A 14,332-nucleotide genomic window follows, 5' to 3' on the forward strand; every position below is an offset into this window, starting at 1 on the left:
CACGGACCGTCAGCGGGGGACGATGACCGTCTGGGCTGCCGCGACGTCGGGGGTGACGAGCAGGTCGGCCGCGTCGTCGGTGTTGCGCTTGAGCACGGCGAGGGCGATCGGGCCGTCCTCGTGGTGCCGGGCACGTGAGGTCACCCGGCCGACGACCTTGTCGCCGAGGAGCACGTCGGCGCCGATGTCGGGGAGGGTGTGGCCCGACCCGTCGAGGTGGAGGAAGGCCAGCCGGCGAGGCGGTCGGCCGAGGTTGTGGACCCGGGCGATCGTCTCCTGCCCGCGGTAGCAGCCCTTGTGCAGGTGGACGGCGGTGCGCAGCCAGTCCAGCTCGTGGGCGATCGTGCGGTGGTCGGTCTCGGCGCCGAGACGGGGCCGCCAGGCGGCAATGCGCAGGGCCTCGGCGGCCCAGGTGCCGACGAGCTCGCGGTCACCGACGACCGAAGGGAGGTCCGCCACCGGGACGATCACCTCGCGCCAGCGACGCTCCCGACCGGGGTGCGCCTCGGGTGCGGGTCCGTAGAGGGCGGAGTCACCCGCGAGCCGCGGCCAGGGGTCGAGCCAGGTCGGCGGCTCGCCCTCGGCCCCCTCGCGGGCGATGCCCTCGCCGAGGACGGCGTAGTCGTCGCTGACGTCGGCGACCTCGACGCGCAGCATGAAGCGCATCGAGTCCAGCCACGCCGCGAGCGCCGGCGCGGTGCCCGGCTCGACGGTGAGCCAGGTCGTCTCGCCGTCGTCGACGACGTGCAGGGCGTGCTCGACGTGCCCCTTGGGGGTGAGCACGAGCGTCTCGGTCGACGTGCGCGGCGGCAGGTCGACCAGCTGCTGGGAGGTGAGCGAGTGCAACCACGACAGGCGGTCGGGGCCGGTCACGGTGACCACCCCGCGGTGCGAGAGGTCGACGACCCCGAGCCCCTCGGTGAGCAGTCGCTGCTCACGCAGCGGGTCGCCGTAGTGGGCGGCCACGCCGGCGTCGGGCCCGTCGCCGGGGACGGCGCCGGAGGTCTGGAGCAGCGGTGACGCGGTCATGGCACCAATCTACGACCCGACCGATCCGGCCCCCCGCCCCCGTACCATGGCGGCATGCTCGAGGAGTTCGACGACGACACCACCGATGAGTCCACCCGCCGACGTCCCCGCCGCCGCATGGGGTGGGGGCGCCGGCTCACCGTGTCCGTGCTCGCCTTCCTCCTGCTCGTGGTCATCGGCATCGGTGGCTACGCGTGGTTCCTCAGCAGCAAGGTCGACCGCAACCTCGCCCGCGAAAACCTCCTGGGCGATGCCCGCAGCCAGACGGAGACGACCACCGGCAAGAAGCTCGTCGACGACGCCGGCACCAACTACCTGCTCATCGGCTCCGACGCCCGCCCGGGCGAGACCGCCAGCCGCGCCGACGTCATCCAGCTCGTCCACGTCGACGCCGACCACGACAACGTCTGGATCATCCACTTCCCGCGCGACCTCTACGTGCCGGTCCCGGGCCACGGCGAGGACAAGATCAACGCCGCCTACGCCTACGGCCAGTCCCCGCTGCTCGTCCAGACGATCCAGGACCTCGTCGGCGTCAAGATCAACCACGTCGCCAAGACCGACTTCGAGGGCTTCAAGCAGCTGACCGACTCGCTCGGCGGCGTCCGGGTCAACAACGCCCAGGCCAGCCCCAAGTACGCCGAGGGCCCCCTGGACCTCGACGGCGACCAGGCCCTCGAGTACGTCCGCGAGCGCAAGACGCTCGCCGAGGGCGACATCTCCCGCGGTCAGCGCCAGCAGGCCTGGCTCAAGGGGATCATGTCGGAGACGCTCACGCCCGGCGTGCTGCTCAACCCGAGCAAGCTCAGCGGGGTCATCGACGCCGGCACCCAGCACACGATCGTCGACGAGGACCTGACGACCGGGACGATCCGCAGCGAGGCGATCAAGCTGCGCGGGGTCCGCGGCAGCGACATCCACTTCGTCACCGCACCCTTCAGCGGCTACGGGACCGCCCCCAACGGCGGCTCGATCGACATCCTCGACGAGGCCGGCATGGCCGACCTGAGCGATGCCCTGCGCACCGACCAGATGGAGAGCTACCAGGAGTAGCTAGCCGTCGACGCGCTTGAGCTCGGCGGACAGGTGGCTGGTCAGCGGCTGGCCCATCGCGCCCATGTCCATGACCCACATGAGGTTGGACTTGACCAGGCCGTACATCCGCTTGGCGGCGGCGTACTCCTTGGCGTGGGGGCTGCGGATGACGCCATCGGTCTGCAGCTCGATCCGCCCCGGCTCGACGGTGCCGTAGTACATCTCCACGATGCCGGTGGGGTGCACGAGGAGCAGCTCGGCCTCCCCTTCGCCGCCGGGACGCCAGAAGCCGAGCTCGGTGCCGGACGGACGCACCTTGTTGCCCTGCTCGTCGAGGATCCACGAGCGGCTCTCCCACCGCAGGAAGGGGCGCTCGTCGTGGGTGACGACGATCTCCTGGCCGAAGTTGGCCGACTCGATCGTCGGGTAGCCGAGGACGCCGGCGCCCTCCCAGCGGCCGACGAGCCAGGCCAGGGGTGCGATGTCGGGATGGATCGTGGGGTCGAGGGTGAACACCCGCCCATCGTAGAGCGGACCCGCCCGCGACCGGTCAGGCGAGCGGCAGCCTGGCGACGAGGTGGACGAGCGGGCCGGCGATGAGCACGGACGCCGCCCCCGCGGCGATGGCACCGGGCAGCGACTCGATCGCGCGCTGCTGCGACAGGGCCCGGCGCAGGGCCGCGGCCGAGCCCGCGGCGATGACGCCGAGCAGGGCCGACCACGCGGACACCGAGCCGGAGAGCAGCAGGTGGGCCAGCAGGCCGGCGAGGCCACCGGCGAGCATCGCCGCCGGGATCATCCAGGCGCTCGTGCCGGGACGCTCCAGCACGAGATCGGTCAGGGCCGCGACGGCCAGGCTGACGCCGACGATGACGACGGGGCCGTGGTTGTCGGCGTAGACGGTGCTCGTGAGCAGTCCTCCACCACCGATGAGCAGGATGCCCAGGGAGGTGCCGGCCAGCGCACGGGCCAGCTGCACGCGAGCCGGTGCCTGCAGCAGCGGGTGCAGGCACATGGCGATGATGCCGACCGCGAGCGCGGCGGGCACGTGCTCGAGGTAGGGCTCCTCGTCCTGGAGCGCGAGCGCCCCGCCCAGCGAGACGGCGGTGAGGCCGAGGACGACCGTGGTGCCCAGCGGGGTGCGTGAGTCGACGAGCGCCGGCCAACCCACGGCGAGGAGCAGCCCCGCGACGGTGACGGCGACGACCTCGACGAAGCGGTCGCCGGTCGCGGCCGCGGCGGCGAGGAGCAGTGCGGTGACGACGGTCGCGGCCGCGACGACGACGCGCGGGCGGGCCGCCGGAGCCTGGGGATCCGCGGCGGCCCGGCCGCCGGCGCGCAGGGCACGTCGGGCGGCTCGGGTCTCGGGTTCGGCAGGTACGGGCGTGGTCACCCGGCGAGGGTAGCGGGCTCGCCACATATTCTGTCCCGTGATGGCCCGACTCCTGCTCCTCACAGACGACCTGGCGCCGAGCGCCGAGGTCCTTCCAGCCTTGGGGCTGCTCGGTCATCAGGTGCGCACCCTCCCGGCCGAGGCCTCGGCCATCGTCGACGCCCCTGCCGTCGACGTCGTCCTCGTCGACGCGCGCACCGAGCTGGTCCAGGCCCGCTCGCTGTGCCGGGTCATCCGCACCGCCGGCACCACGGTCCCCGTGATCGCGATCCTCACCGAGGGCGGCCTCACCGCGGTCAACGCCGAGTGGGCGGTCGAGGACATCCTCCTCGAGGGCGCGGGCCCGGCCGAGGTCGAGGCGCGGCTGCGCCTGGTGATGACCCGGTCCGATGCCGACGACGAGGACACCGACGAGCGGATCGTCGCCGGGGACCTGACGATCGACGAGGGCACCTACTCCGCCCGGCTGGGGGACCGACTCCTCGACCTGACCTACAAGGAGTTCGAGCTGCTCAAGCACCTCGCGCAGCACCCCGGCCGGGTCTTCACCCGGGCCCAGCTGCTCCAGGAGGTCTGGGGCTACGACTACTACGGCGGCACCCGCACCGTCGACGTGCACGTGCGGCGCCTGCGGGCCAAGCTCGGCAGCGAGCACGAGCAGCTCATCGGCACGATCCGCAACGTCGGCTACCGGTTCGTGCCGGCACACGACGACCAGACCGACCACGAGGCGGTGTCCCTGTGACCGTGACCATCACCCCCTTCGATGTCCTCGAGCCGAGCATGCTCGAGCAGGTGCGCACCGCGGCCGCGGCCGCCGCCGAAGTCGACGGCGTCGAGCCGCTCAGCGAGGCCTTCGTCCTCGCCCTGCCCCGGGCGGGTGACCACGTCGTCGCCACCGACGGCGACCGGCTCCTCGGCTACGCGGCGTGCGCCGACGACGGGTCCGTCGAGGCCTTCGTCGACCCCCGTGATCGGGCGAAGGGGGTCGGCGCGGCTCTGCTGACGAGCGTCCTGGAGCGCCGACCCGACGCCCGGCCGTGGGCGCACGGGGACCTGCCGGCCTCCCGCGCGCTGGCCGAGAGCCTCGGCCTGCACGTCGTGCGCCGGCTGCTCGTGCTCTCCCGCGCGGTGCGCCCGGGCGACGAGGTCGACCCGAGGCTGCCGGAGGGGCTGCGGCACCGCACCTTCCGACCGGGGCAGGACGAGGCGGCGCTGCTCGCCGTCAACGCTGCGGCCTTCGCCGACCACCCCGAGCAGGGGGCCCTCGACGAGGCAGGTCTGGCCGAGCGCGCGGCCCAGCCGTGGTTCGACCCCGAGGGCGTGATCCTCCTCGAGGACGGCGACCCGAGCCGGCTCGCCGGCTTCCACTGGACCAAGATCGACCCGCCGGGCGGCGACCTCGGCGAGGTCTACGTCGTCGGGGTGCACCCCGACTGCCAGGGGCACGGCATCGCCGGGCCGCTCACCGGCCTGGGGCTGGCCCACCTCGCCCGCCGCGGGGTGCGCGAGGTCGAGCTCTACGTCGAGGGCGACAATGCACCGGCGCTGGCCACCTACGGCCGGGCGGGCTTCGAGCGCAAGGCGCTCCACGTGATGTATTCACGCGAGGTTCACCCCCCGATGGCAGGATGAGCGACATGTCGGATGCCTCCGCCCCAGCCCCACGGCCGGCCGTGCGCACCCCGCGGCCCGGCGCGGCCACCGGGGACGTCTCGATCAGCTCCTCGGCGCCCGACGCGACGCCCGAGCTGCGCCCCCGCGCGGCCAACGGCCGCTTCACCCGGGCCGGCTCCCACGAGGACGTCGCGGCACCCGACCTGCCGGTCGACCGCTTCCTCGACCGCGAGATCAGCTGGCTGCAGTTCAACGAGCGGGTCCTGCAGCTGGCCGCCGACGAGAGCGTCCCGCTGCTCGAGCGCGCCCGGTTCCTCGCGATCTTCACGAGCAACCTCGACGAGTTCTTCATGGTGCGGGTCGCCGGCCTCAAACGCCGCATCGCCACCGGCATCGCGGTGCGCAGCCCCTCCGGGCTGGAGCCGCGCGAGGTGCTCGAGCAGATCGCCCGCATCGCCCACGACCTGACCCTCATGCAGACCCGCATCTTCGACGAGAGCGTGCGCCCCGCCCTCGCCGAGGAGGGCATCAACATCGTGCGCTGGAGCGAGATCGAGCAGGCCGAGCAGGACCGCCTGGGTGAGCTCTTCCGCGACCAGATCTACCCGGTACTCACCCCGCTCGCCGTCGACCCGGCCCACCCCTTCCCCTACATCTCCGGCCTCTCGCTCAACCTCGCGGTGATCCTCATCAACCCCAAGACGGGCAAGGAGCACTTCGCGCGGATCAAGATGCCGCCTTCGCTCCCGCGCTTCCTCAAGGTGCGCCGCGCCCAGGCGTCGGTGACCTCCGACCTCTTCGAGGCGCGCTTCGTGCCGCTCGAGGACGTCATCGCCGCGCACCTGCACCACCTCTTCCCCGGCATGGAGGTCCACGAGCACTACTCCTTCCGGGTCACCCGCAACGAGGACCTCGAGGTCGAGGAGGACGACGCCGAAAATCTCCTCGCCGCGCTGGAGAAGGAGCTGACCCGACGACGCTTCGGCCCGCCGGTGCGCCTGGAGGTCGAGGAGGACCTCGACGACCACGTCATGGAGCTGCTGAGCCGCGAGCTCGGGGTCTCCGCCGACGAGGTCTACCGGCTGCCCGCCCCGCTCGACCTGCGGGGTCTCAACGAGATCGCCGACCTCGACCGCACCGACCTGCACTTCCCTCCCTTCGTCGCCCGGACCAATGCCGACCTGGCGCCGGCGGAGTCCGCCAAGGCCGCCAACCTCATCGGACGGATCGCCCGTCAGGACGTGCTACTGCAGCACCCCTACGACTCCTTCTCGACGTCGGTGCAGGCCTTCATCGAGCAAGCGGCCGCCGACCCGCACGTCCTGGCGATCAAGCAGACGCTCTACCGCACCAGCGGCGACAGCCCGATCGTCGACGCGCTCATCGACGCCGCGGAGGCGGGCAAGCAGGTGCTCGCCGTCGTCGAGATCAAGGCGCGCTTCGACGAGCAGGCCAACATCGAGTGGGCCCGCAAGCTCGAGCACGCGGGCGTCCACGTCGTCTACGGCATCGTCGGGCTCAAGACCCACTGCAAGCTCGCCCTCGTCGTGCGGCAGGAGCCCGACGGGGTCAAGCGCTACTGCCACGTCGGCACGGGCAACTACAACCCCAAGACGGCCCGGCTCTACGAGGACATGGGCATCCTCACCTCCGACCCCGAGGTCGGCGAGGACCTCACCCGGCTGTTCAACCAGCTGTCCGGCGTCGCGCCGCGCAGCAAGTTCAAGCGGCTGCTCGTCGCGCCCCGGCACATCCGCGACGGTCTCGTCGAGCGGGTCGAGCGCCAGGTCGAGCGCCAGCAACGCACGGGCGACGGCTACGTCGCGGTCAAGGTCAACTCCCTCGTCGACGAGGGGACGATCGACGCGCTCTACCGGGCGAGCCAGGCGGGGGTGCGGGTCGACGTCTGGGTCCGCGGCATCTGCGCGATCCGGCCGGGTGTCCCCGGCCTGAGCGAGACGATCCGCGTCCACTCCGTCCTCGGCCGCTTCCTCGAGCACTCCCGGATCTTCCTCTTCGGCACCGGCGCCGACCGCGAGGCCTGGATCGGCTCCGCCGACCTCATGCACCGCAACCTCGACCGGCGGGTCGAGGCTCTCGTGCGGATCAAGGAACCCCGCCACATCGACCAGGTCTTCGACCTCGTCGAGCGGGGCATGTCCGGCGACTACGCCCACTGGAGCCTCGACGGCGACGGCCGCTGGACGCGAGTGCACCAGGGTGCCGACGGCGCCCCGCTGCCCGACATCCAGGCCGCCCTGATCGCCATGCACGCCAAGCGTCGCCGCAAGGCACGGCGCTGACGATGGCCACCGTCCTGGCCGCGGGGACCCTGCCATGGCGTCGTCGCCGAGGACGCCTGCAGATCGCCCTCGTCCACCGGCCCCGCTACGACGACTGGTCATGGGCCAAGGGCAAGCTCGACCCCGGCGAGACCTTCCCCGTCGCCGCAGCGCGGGAGACCCTCGAGGAGACCGGGCTCCGCGTGCGGCTCGGGCACCCGCTGCCGACGACGACCTACACCGTCGCCTCGAAGTCGGGCCCGGCGGTCAAGGAGGTGCGCTACTGGGCCGCCGAGGTGACCGGCGGTGACGGCGGCCTCGTCCACGAGGTCGACGAGGTGGCCTGGCTCGAGGCCGGCGAGGCCCTCTCGCGGCTGACCTACCCCCACGACGTCGCCCAGGTCGAGGCGCTCATGGCCGCCGACGCCCGGGGCACCCTCTCGACCTGGCCCCTGGCCGTCGTGCGCCACGCCAGGGCCCACCCCCGGTCCTCGTGGACCGACGACGACTGGCTGCGCCCCCTCGACGACCGGGGCCGTGAGCAGGCGGCCGACCTCGTGCCCCTGCTCGCCGGCTACGGCATCGAGCGCCTCGTGAGCAGCCCCTCGACGCGCGCCACCGACACCCTCGCCCCCTACGCCACCGCGAGCGGCGAGCGGCTGCGGCTCAAGCCCGGCCTGTCGGAGGAGGGCCATGCCGCCGACCCGGCGAAGGCCCGCCACCACCTCGGCCGCCTGCTCGAGCGCGGCGTGCCCGCTGCCCTGTGCAGCCACGGACCGGTCCTGCCGGACCTCGTCGCCCTGCTCCTCGAGCGCAGCGACCCCTCCCTCGCCCCGGGCCTCGTCGGCCGGTCGGTCATCGAGGACGCCCTGATGACCGGTCTGGCGAAGGGGGAGGTGCTGCTCGTGCACGTCGTCGGCACGGGCGACGAGGCCCGGATCATCGCGGCCGAGCGACACCACCCGCGCGACCGCGGCTGACGCGCGCGTTACCCCGCCCAGCCGCACTTCGCGACCCGACCACGCACTGTGCAGCCGTCATTCACCGACTGTTCACCGATCGCGACCCGTCCGGTCACCAGGCGTCCCTACCTTCGATGCGTACGACCACGGCGGTCGCGGCGGGCTGCCCTCGTCGTGCCACGTGTCCCCATCCTTGTATGAGAGGCCTGACGTGATCCGTTCCACCCGCAGCCGCAAGCTCCTGACCGCGACCGCTGCCCTTGCCCTGACCTTCTCGATGGCCGCCTGCGGCGCCGGCAACGAGGGCGGCTCCTCGTCCGGCGAGGGCGGCGACGCCTCGTCCGCTGCCGGCACGATCAAGGGTGCTGGCGCCAGCTCGATGGAGAAGGCCCAGAACGAGTGGATTGCCAAGTTCACCGAGGAGGCCCCTGACGCCACCGTCGAGTACGCCCCCGACGGCTCGGGCACCGGCCGCGAGAAGTTCATCAACGGCGCCGTGAACTTCGCCGGCACCGACTCCGCGATGGACGACGAGGAGATCGCCTCGGCCAAGGAGAAGGGCTGCACCGGCGAGACGATCCAGTTCCCGGTCTACGTCTCCCCGATCGCCGTCGCCTACAACCTCAAGGACGTCGAGGACCTCAACCTCAGCGCCCCGGTCATCGCCGACATCTTCTCCGGCAAGATCAAGAAGTGGAACGACCCGAAGATCGCCGCTGACAACGAGGGCGTCGACCTGCCCGACACCAAGATCACGCCGGTCAACCGCTCCGACGAGTCGGGCACCTCCAAGAACTTCTCCGCCTACCTCTCCGAGGCGGCTGCGGACAACTGGAAGCACGAGCCCGAGGACGTCTGGCCGATCAAGGGTGGCGAGGCCGCCAAGGGCACCTCCGGTGTCGTCGACACCATCGGCGCCGGCGAGGGCAACATCGGCTACGCCGACGCCTCGCAGATCGGTGACCTCAAGGCCGCCAAGATCAAGGCCGGCGACGAGTTCATCGAGTACAGCCCCGACGCCGCCGCCAAGATCCTCGAGAGCGCCAAGCGCGTCGACGAGAGCAGCAAGACCAACTACGCCGTCGAGCTCGACCGCGGCAACGCGGGCGAGGGCGTCTACCCGGTCGTCCTGGTCTCCTACGCCGTCGCCTGCAGCGACTACGAGGACAAGGAGGTCGCCAACACGGTGAAGTCCTACCTCGAGTACGCGGTGTCCGAGGACGGCCAGAAGGCCTCCGCCGAGGCGGCCGGCTCGGCCCCGCTCAGCGAGGCCGCGACCAAGAACGCGACCGACGCCCTGGGCCAGATCAAGACCGACTGACCTCAGTGACCCTCAGGGTCGATCTGATCGGCCCTGTGGCTGCAGTGCAGTCGCAGGGCCGATCGGCCTGTCGGCCCTCACTCAACTTCCCCACCCCCTGAAGGAAGCAGCAGGACACCGTGAGCAGCACCCCAGCAGTGGACTCCCCCGGACGGAGCGAGCTGAAGTCCGGACGCCGGTTCGGCGACGCGATCTTCAGCGGTCTGTCCGTCTCGGCCGGAGCCGTCATCCTCCTCGTCCTCGTGGGGGTGACCTTCTTCCTCTTCTTCGGGGCCAAGGACGCCCTCGTGGCCGATCCCTCCGAGGTCCGTGGACAGGAGGGCCTGCTCGCCTACGTCGGGCCGCTGATCTTCGGCACCCTGCTCTCCTCGATCATCGCGCTGATCATCGCGGTGCCCCTGTCGATCGGCATCGCGCTCTTCATCAGCCACTACGCACCGCGTCGCCTCGCGGCGGGCCTGGGCTACGTCGTCGACCTGCTCGCGGCCGTGCCCTCGATCATCTTCGGCCTGTGGGGCTTCCAGATCGCGCAGAGCGCGGTCCCGTCCTTCGAGTTCCTCCACGAGCACCTGGGCTTCATCCCGCTCTTCGGTGGCGAGTCGGTCACGACGACCGGACGCACGATGCTGATGATCGGCATCGTCCTGGCGATCATGATCCTGCCGATCATGACGGCCGTGAACCGCGAGGTCTTCCTGCAGACCCCGCGCCTGCACGAGGAGGCCTCGCTGGCCCTCGGCGCCACCCGCTGGGAGATGATCCGCCAGACGGTCATCCCCTTCGGCAAGTCCGGTGTCGTCTCCGGGTCCATGCTCGGCCTGGGCCGCGCCCTCGGCGAGACGATGGCCGTCGCGATCATTCTCTCCTCGAGCGGCGGCGGCTACTCCTGGGAGCTGCTGACGCCCAACACCCCCGGCACCATCGCCGGTGACATCGCGCTGAACTTCCCCGAGTCCTTCGGTGTCGAGCGCAGCACCCTCTTCGTCTCGGGTCTGGCGCTGTTCATCGTCACCTTCCTCGTCAACATGTTCGCCCGGTGGATCATCTCCCGCCGATCCGAGTTCTCTGGAGCCAACTGATGACCGCCACCACCCACGACGACGTCCAGGCGGAGGGCCGCCTGGACCAGCCCGCCCGGCTGGCGATCCTCGCCGGTGCGGCCGTCGCCGCCATCGCCCTGCTGGCCGTGGTCGGCGGCCTGAGCCCGCTCACCGTCATCCTCGTCGGCGCCCTCTTCTACTGCATCGCCATCTACCTCGTCTCGCGCAGCATCGAGGGCTCCCGGCACGCCATGGACCGTCTGGTCACGGGCGTCGTCACGACGACCTTCCTGCTCGCCATGGTGCCGCTCGTCTCGGTGCTGTGGACGATCCTGTCCAAGGGCTTCGCCCGCTTCGACGTCGAGTTCTTCACCTACTCGATGCGCGGCGTGGCCGCCGGCGACACCGGCGGCGCCTACCACGCGATCATGGGCACGCTCATCACGACCGGGATCGCGACGCTGATCTCCGTACCGATCGGCCTCTTCGCCGCGATCTACCTCGTCGAGTACGGCAACAAGGGTCCGATGGCCCGGGGCCTGACCTTCTTCGTCGACGTCATGACCGGCATCCCGTCGATCGTCGCCGGCCTCTTCGCCATCGGCTTCTTCACGATGATCCTCGACGACGAGGCCTACCAGGCCGGCATCATCGGCGCCGTCGCCCTGTCGGTGCTGATGATCCCGACCGTGGTGCGCTCCAGCGAGGAGATGCTGCGTCTGGTGCCCAACGAGCTGCGCGAGGCCAGCTTCGCCCTCGGCGTCTCCAAGTGGCTGACGATCGTCAAGGTCGTCCTGCCCACCGCCATCGCCGGGCTCGCGACGGGCATCACCCTGGCCATCGCCCGCGTCATGGGTGAGACCGCTCCCCTGCTCATCACGATGGGCGCGGCCAAGGCCGTGAACCTCAACCCCTTCGACGGCTCGATGTCCGCCCTGCCGCTCTTCGCGTACAGCTCCTACGCCAACAACGGCAGCGACCCGACCGGTGGCCTGCTCGACGCCGCCTGGACCGCAGCGCTGGTCCTCATGGTGATCGTCATGGTCCTCAACATCGTCGCCCGTCTCATCTCCAAGTTCTTCGCCCCCAAGACCGGTCGCTGACGCGACAGACAAGGAACCACGACGTGTCCAAGCGCATCGACGTCAAGAACCTCGACATCTACTACGGCGACTTCCTCGCCGTGAAGGACGTCTCCGTCACCATCGAGCCCCGGTCGGTCACCGCCCTCATCGGCCCCTCGGGCTGCGGCAAGTCGACCTTCCTCCGGTCGCTCAACCGCATGCACGAGGTCATCCCGGGCGCCCACGTCCAGGGCGAGGTCGTCATCGACGGGGAGAACCTCTACGGCAAGGGTGTCGACCCGGTCATGGTCCGCCGCAAGGTCGGCATGGTCTTCCAGAAGCCCAACCCCTTCCCCACCATGTCCATCCGCGAGAACGTCCTCGCCGGCGTCAAGCTCAACAACAAGCGGATCAAGAAGTCCGACGCCGACGAGCTGGTCGAGACCAGCCTGCGCGGCGCCAACCTGTGGAACGAGGTCAAGGACCGCCTCGACAAGCCCGGCTCGGGCCTCTCCGGTGGTCAGCAGCAGCGCCTGTGCATCGCCCGCACCATCGCGGTCCGGCCCGAGGTCGTCCTCATGGACGAGCCGTGCTCGGCCCTCGACCCGATCTCCACGCTCGCCGTCGAGGACCTCATCGCCGAGCTCAAGGAGAACTACACGATCGTCATCGTGACCCACAACATGCAGCAGGCGGCCCGGTGCTCGGACCGGACCGGCTTCTTCAACATCGAGGGCACCGGCAAGCCCGGCCAGCTCGTGGAGTTCGACGACACCCAGAAGATCTTCAACAACCCGAGCGAGAAGGCGACCGAGGACTACATCTCCGGCCGCTTCGGGTGAGAGACCTCCCCTTCGCCGGGGAGCGAAGGGGGAAACGGCGAGGCCGGCGGATCCGACAGGGGGGATCCGCCGGCCTTCGTCGTACCGGCTGGGTGGGGCGTCAGACCCCGGTGAGGGGCCGCAGGATCCACATGAAGAGGACGGCCGTCAGGCCCGCACCGGGGAAGGTGAAGATCCACGCGCCGACGATGTTCTTGGCCACGCCCCAGCGGACCGCCTTGAGCGAGCGGGTCGAGCCGACGCCCATGATGGCGGCGGTGATCGCGTGCGTCGTCGAGATCGGGGCCTTGAGCATCGTCGCGACGTAGAGGATCGAGGCGGCGGTCAGCTCGGCGGCGAAGCCCTGCGGCGGGTCCAGGTGGATGATGCCGCGCCCGAGGGTGCGCATGATCCGCCAGCCGCCGGAGTAGGTGCCCATCGAGATGACGACGGCCGACATGACGAGGACCCACATCGGGATGTGGTGGTCGGCGGAGGACTGGTAGCCGGAGACGGTGAGGGCCAGGACGACGACGCCCGCGGTCTTGGCGGCGTCCTGCATGCCGTGCCCGAAGGCCATGGCGGCCGCCGAGGCGGTCTGCGCCATGCGGAAGCCGCGCTTGGTCCGGCCGGGGTTGGAGTCACGGAAGATCCGCAGGATGAGCTTCATGACGAGGTAGCCGACGAAGATGCCGACGATCGGCGAGACGACCATCGGCACGACGACCTTCTCGAGGATGCCCGTCCACTTCACCGCCGCGCCGGCCGCCAGCGCCGCCCCGCCCAGACCGCCGATCAGGGCGTGCGAGGACGAGGACGGCAGACCGAACCACCAGGTGAGCAGGTTCCACCCGATGGCGCCGAGCAGGGCCGCGGCGCACAGGACGAGGCCGAGGTGGCCGTCGGGCGCCTCGATGATGCCCTTGCCGACCGTCTCGGCGACCTTGGCGCCGAAGAAGGCACCGACGAGGTTGGCCACGGCCGCCATGAGGAGCGCCGCCCGCGGCGTGAGGGCGCGGGTCGAGACCGACGTGGCGATCGCATTGGCCGCGTCGTGGAAGCCGTTGGTGTAGTTGAAGCCCATCGCCAGGAGGGTGACGACGGCCACGGGGAGCCACTCCACGAGGGTCAGGACTCCTTGATGGCGATGCTCTCGACGCGGTGCGCGACACCCTCGAAGGCGTCGGCCCCCTGCTCGAGGCGCTCGATGATGTCCTTGTGCTTGATGACCTCGATCGGGTCGGTCACCGCCCCGTCGAAGAGGTCACCGAGGAGGGTGCGGTAGATGACGTCGCCCTCGTTCTCGAGCCGGTTGATCTCGACCCAGTACTCGGGCAGGGACTTCATGCCGGCCAGCCGGGGCATCGCGTCGGCGGTCAGCTCGGCCATGCGCACGATGACGCCCATCTGCCGGGAGACGTCGGGCATCAGCCCCTCCATCCGGTAGAGGACGATGTGCTGCCCGACCGACTCGAGGATGTCGGTGCAGTCGTCGAGGGCTGCCGCCAGCTCGAGGATGTCGACGTGGTCGAAGGGGGTGACGAAGCTCGAGTTGACCTTGTGGATGATCGCGTGGGTCGCCTCGTCGGCCTCGTGCTCGATGTCCTTGAGCCGCGGGAGCATCTCGGCACGATCGGCCGGCGGTGCAGCGATGAGCTGGGTGAGCAGCTCGGCAGCGGTCACCGCATGGCGGGCGCTGTCGGCGAGGAGCTGGAAGAAGGCATCGTCCCGGGCAGAAGCCGGTCTGAAGAAGGCCACGGTGCGGGTC

At 70.8% G+C, this 14,332-nt stretch carries 14 protein-coding genes; 9 read left to right on the forward strand and 5 right to left on the reverse strand.

Annotation, left to right across the window (positions count from 1 at the left end; genetic code table 11):
- Positions 1-9 precede the first annotated feature (9 nt).
- A complete protein-coding gene (gene ygfZ / locus B9B60_RS11105) occupies positions 10-1,029 on the reverse strand; it encodes a CAF17-like 4Fe-4S cluster assembly/insertion protein YgfZ (protein WP_084451475.1) in 1,020 nt (339 codons plus the stop codon).
- Positions 1,030-1,083: 54 nt separating this feature from the next.
- Between ygfZ and B9B60_RS11110 the strand changes: the two genes are divergently transcribed.
- Positions 1,084-2,082 (forward strand): LCP family protein, encoded by a 999-nt coding sequence (locus B9B60_RS11110; RefSeq protein WP_084451477.1) that lies wholly within the window; start codon positions 1,084-1,086, stop codon positions 2,080-2,082.
- Here the strand turns inward: B9B60_RS11110 and B9B60_RS11115 are convergent, their stop codons facing one another.
- A complete protein-coding gene (locus B9B60_RS11115; protein WP_084451479.1) occupies positions 2,083-2,580 on the reverse strand; it encodes a heme-binding beta-barrel domain-containing protein in 498 nt (165 codons plus the stop codon).
- 34 nt (positions 2,581-2,614) lie between these two features.
- Positions 2,615-3,457 carry a hypothetical protein gene (locus tag B9B60_RS11120; RefSeq protein WP_125932757.1) on the reverse strand — a complete coding sequence of 281 codons (843 nt, stop codon included), beginning with the start codon at positions 3,455-3,457 and terminating at the stop codon, positions 2,615-2,617.
- Positions 3,458-3,497: 40 nt separating this feature from the next.
- Here B9B60_RS11120 and B9B60_RS11125 point away from each other — a divergent pair, with 40 nt between their 5' ends.
- The 8 genes from B9B60_RS11125 to pstB all read left to right on the forward strand — a co-directional run bounded on the left by B9B60_RS11125 (position 3,498) and on the right by pstB (position 12,585).
- Positions 3,498-4,202: a response regulator transcription factor gene (locus B9B60_RS11125; RefSeq protein WP_084451481.1), complete on the forward strand. Its 705-nt coding sequence runs from the start codon at positions 3,498-3,500 to the stop codon at positions 4,200-4,202.
- Entirely contained in the window at positions 4,199-5,092 is an 894-nt protein-coding gene (gene mshD, locus B9B60_RS11130; protein ID WP_234993847.1) for a mycothiol synthase, read from the forward strand. Before B9B60_RS11125 ends, mshD begins: the two co-directional genes overlap by 4 nt.
- A gap of 5 nt (positions 5,093-5,097) precedes the next feature.
- Positions 5,098-7,377, forward strand: coding sequence for an RNA degradosome polyphosphate kinase (locus B9B60_RS11135; RefSeq protein ID WP_084451483.1), 2,280 nt, complete (start codon positions 5,098-5,100; stop codon positions 7,375-7,377).
- Between the two features lie 2 nt (positions 7,378-7,379).
- On the forward strand, positions 7,380-8,336 hold the full coding sequence (locus tag B9B60_RS11140) for an NUDIX hydrolase (RefSeq protein ID WP_084451485.1): 957 nt from the start codon (positions 7,380-7,382) through the stop codon (positions 8,334-8,336).
- Between the two features lie 193 nt (positions 8,337-8,529).
- A complete protein-coding gene (pstS, locus tag B9B60_RS11145) occupies positions 8,530-9,639 on the forward strand; it encodes a phosphate ABC transporter substrate-binding protein PstS (RefSeq protein ID WP_200811214.1) in 1,110 nt (369 codons plus the stop codon).
- A 119-nt stretch (positions 9,640-9,758) separates the two neighbouring features.
- Positions 9,759-10,718 carry a phosphate ABC transporter permease subunit PstC gene (pstC, locus tag B9B60_RS11150; protein ID WP_226282872.1) on the forward strand — a complete coding sequence of 320 codons (960 nt, stop codon included), beginning with the start codon at positions 9,759-9,761 and terminating at the stop codon, positions 10,716-10,718.
- Entirely contained in the window at positions 10,718-11,782 is a 1,065-nt protein-coding gene (gene pstA, locus B9B60_RS11155) for a phosphate ABC transporter permease PstA (protein WP_084451487.1), read from the forward strand. The genes pstC and pstA overlap by 1 nt, the downstream gene beginning before the upstream one ends.
- Positions 11,783-11,805: 23 nt before the next feature.
- The gene (gene pstB / locus B9B60_RS11160; RefSeq protein ID WP_072623531.1) at positions 11,806-12,585 is read left to right on the forward strand and encodes a phosphate ABC transporter ATP-binding protein PstB; all 780 of its coding nucleotides are present in this window, start codon (positions 11,806-11,808) and stop codon (positions 12,583-12,585) included.
- 100 nt (positions 12,586-12,685) lie between these two features.
- Here pstB and B9B60_RS11165 read toward each other — a convergent pair whose 3' ends face one another.
- Both B9B60_RS11165 and B9B60_RS11170 read right to left on the reverse strand, forming a co-directional pair.
- The gene (locus tag B9B60_RS11165) at positions 12,686-13,687 is read right to left on the reverse strand and encodes an inorganic phosphate transporter (RefSeq protein ID WP_084451489.1); all 1,002 of its coding nucleotides are present in this window, start codon (positions 13,685-13,687) and stop codon (positions 12,686-12,688) included.
- A gap of 5 nt (positions 13,688-13,692) precedes the next feature.
- Positions 13,693-14,322, reverse strand: a complete 630-nt coding sequence (locus tag B9B60_RS11170) for a DUF47 domain-containing protein (protein ID WP_084451491.1) — start codon at positions 14,320-14,322, stop codon at positions 13,693-13,695.
- Positions 14,323-14,332 lie beyond the last annotated feature (10 nt).

This window comes from Janibacter indicus, assembly GCF_900176385.1.
GTDB lineage: Bacteria > Actinomycetota > Actinomycetes > Actinomycetales > Dermatophilaceae > Janibacter > Janibacter indicus.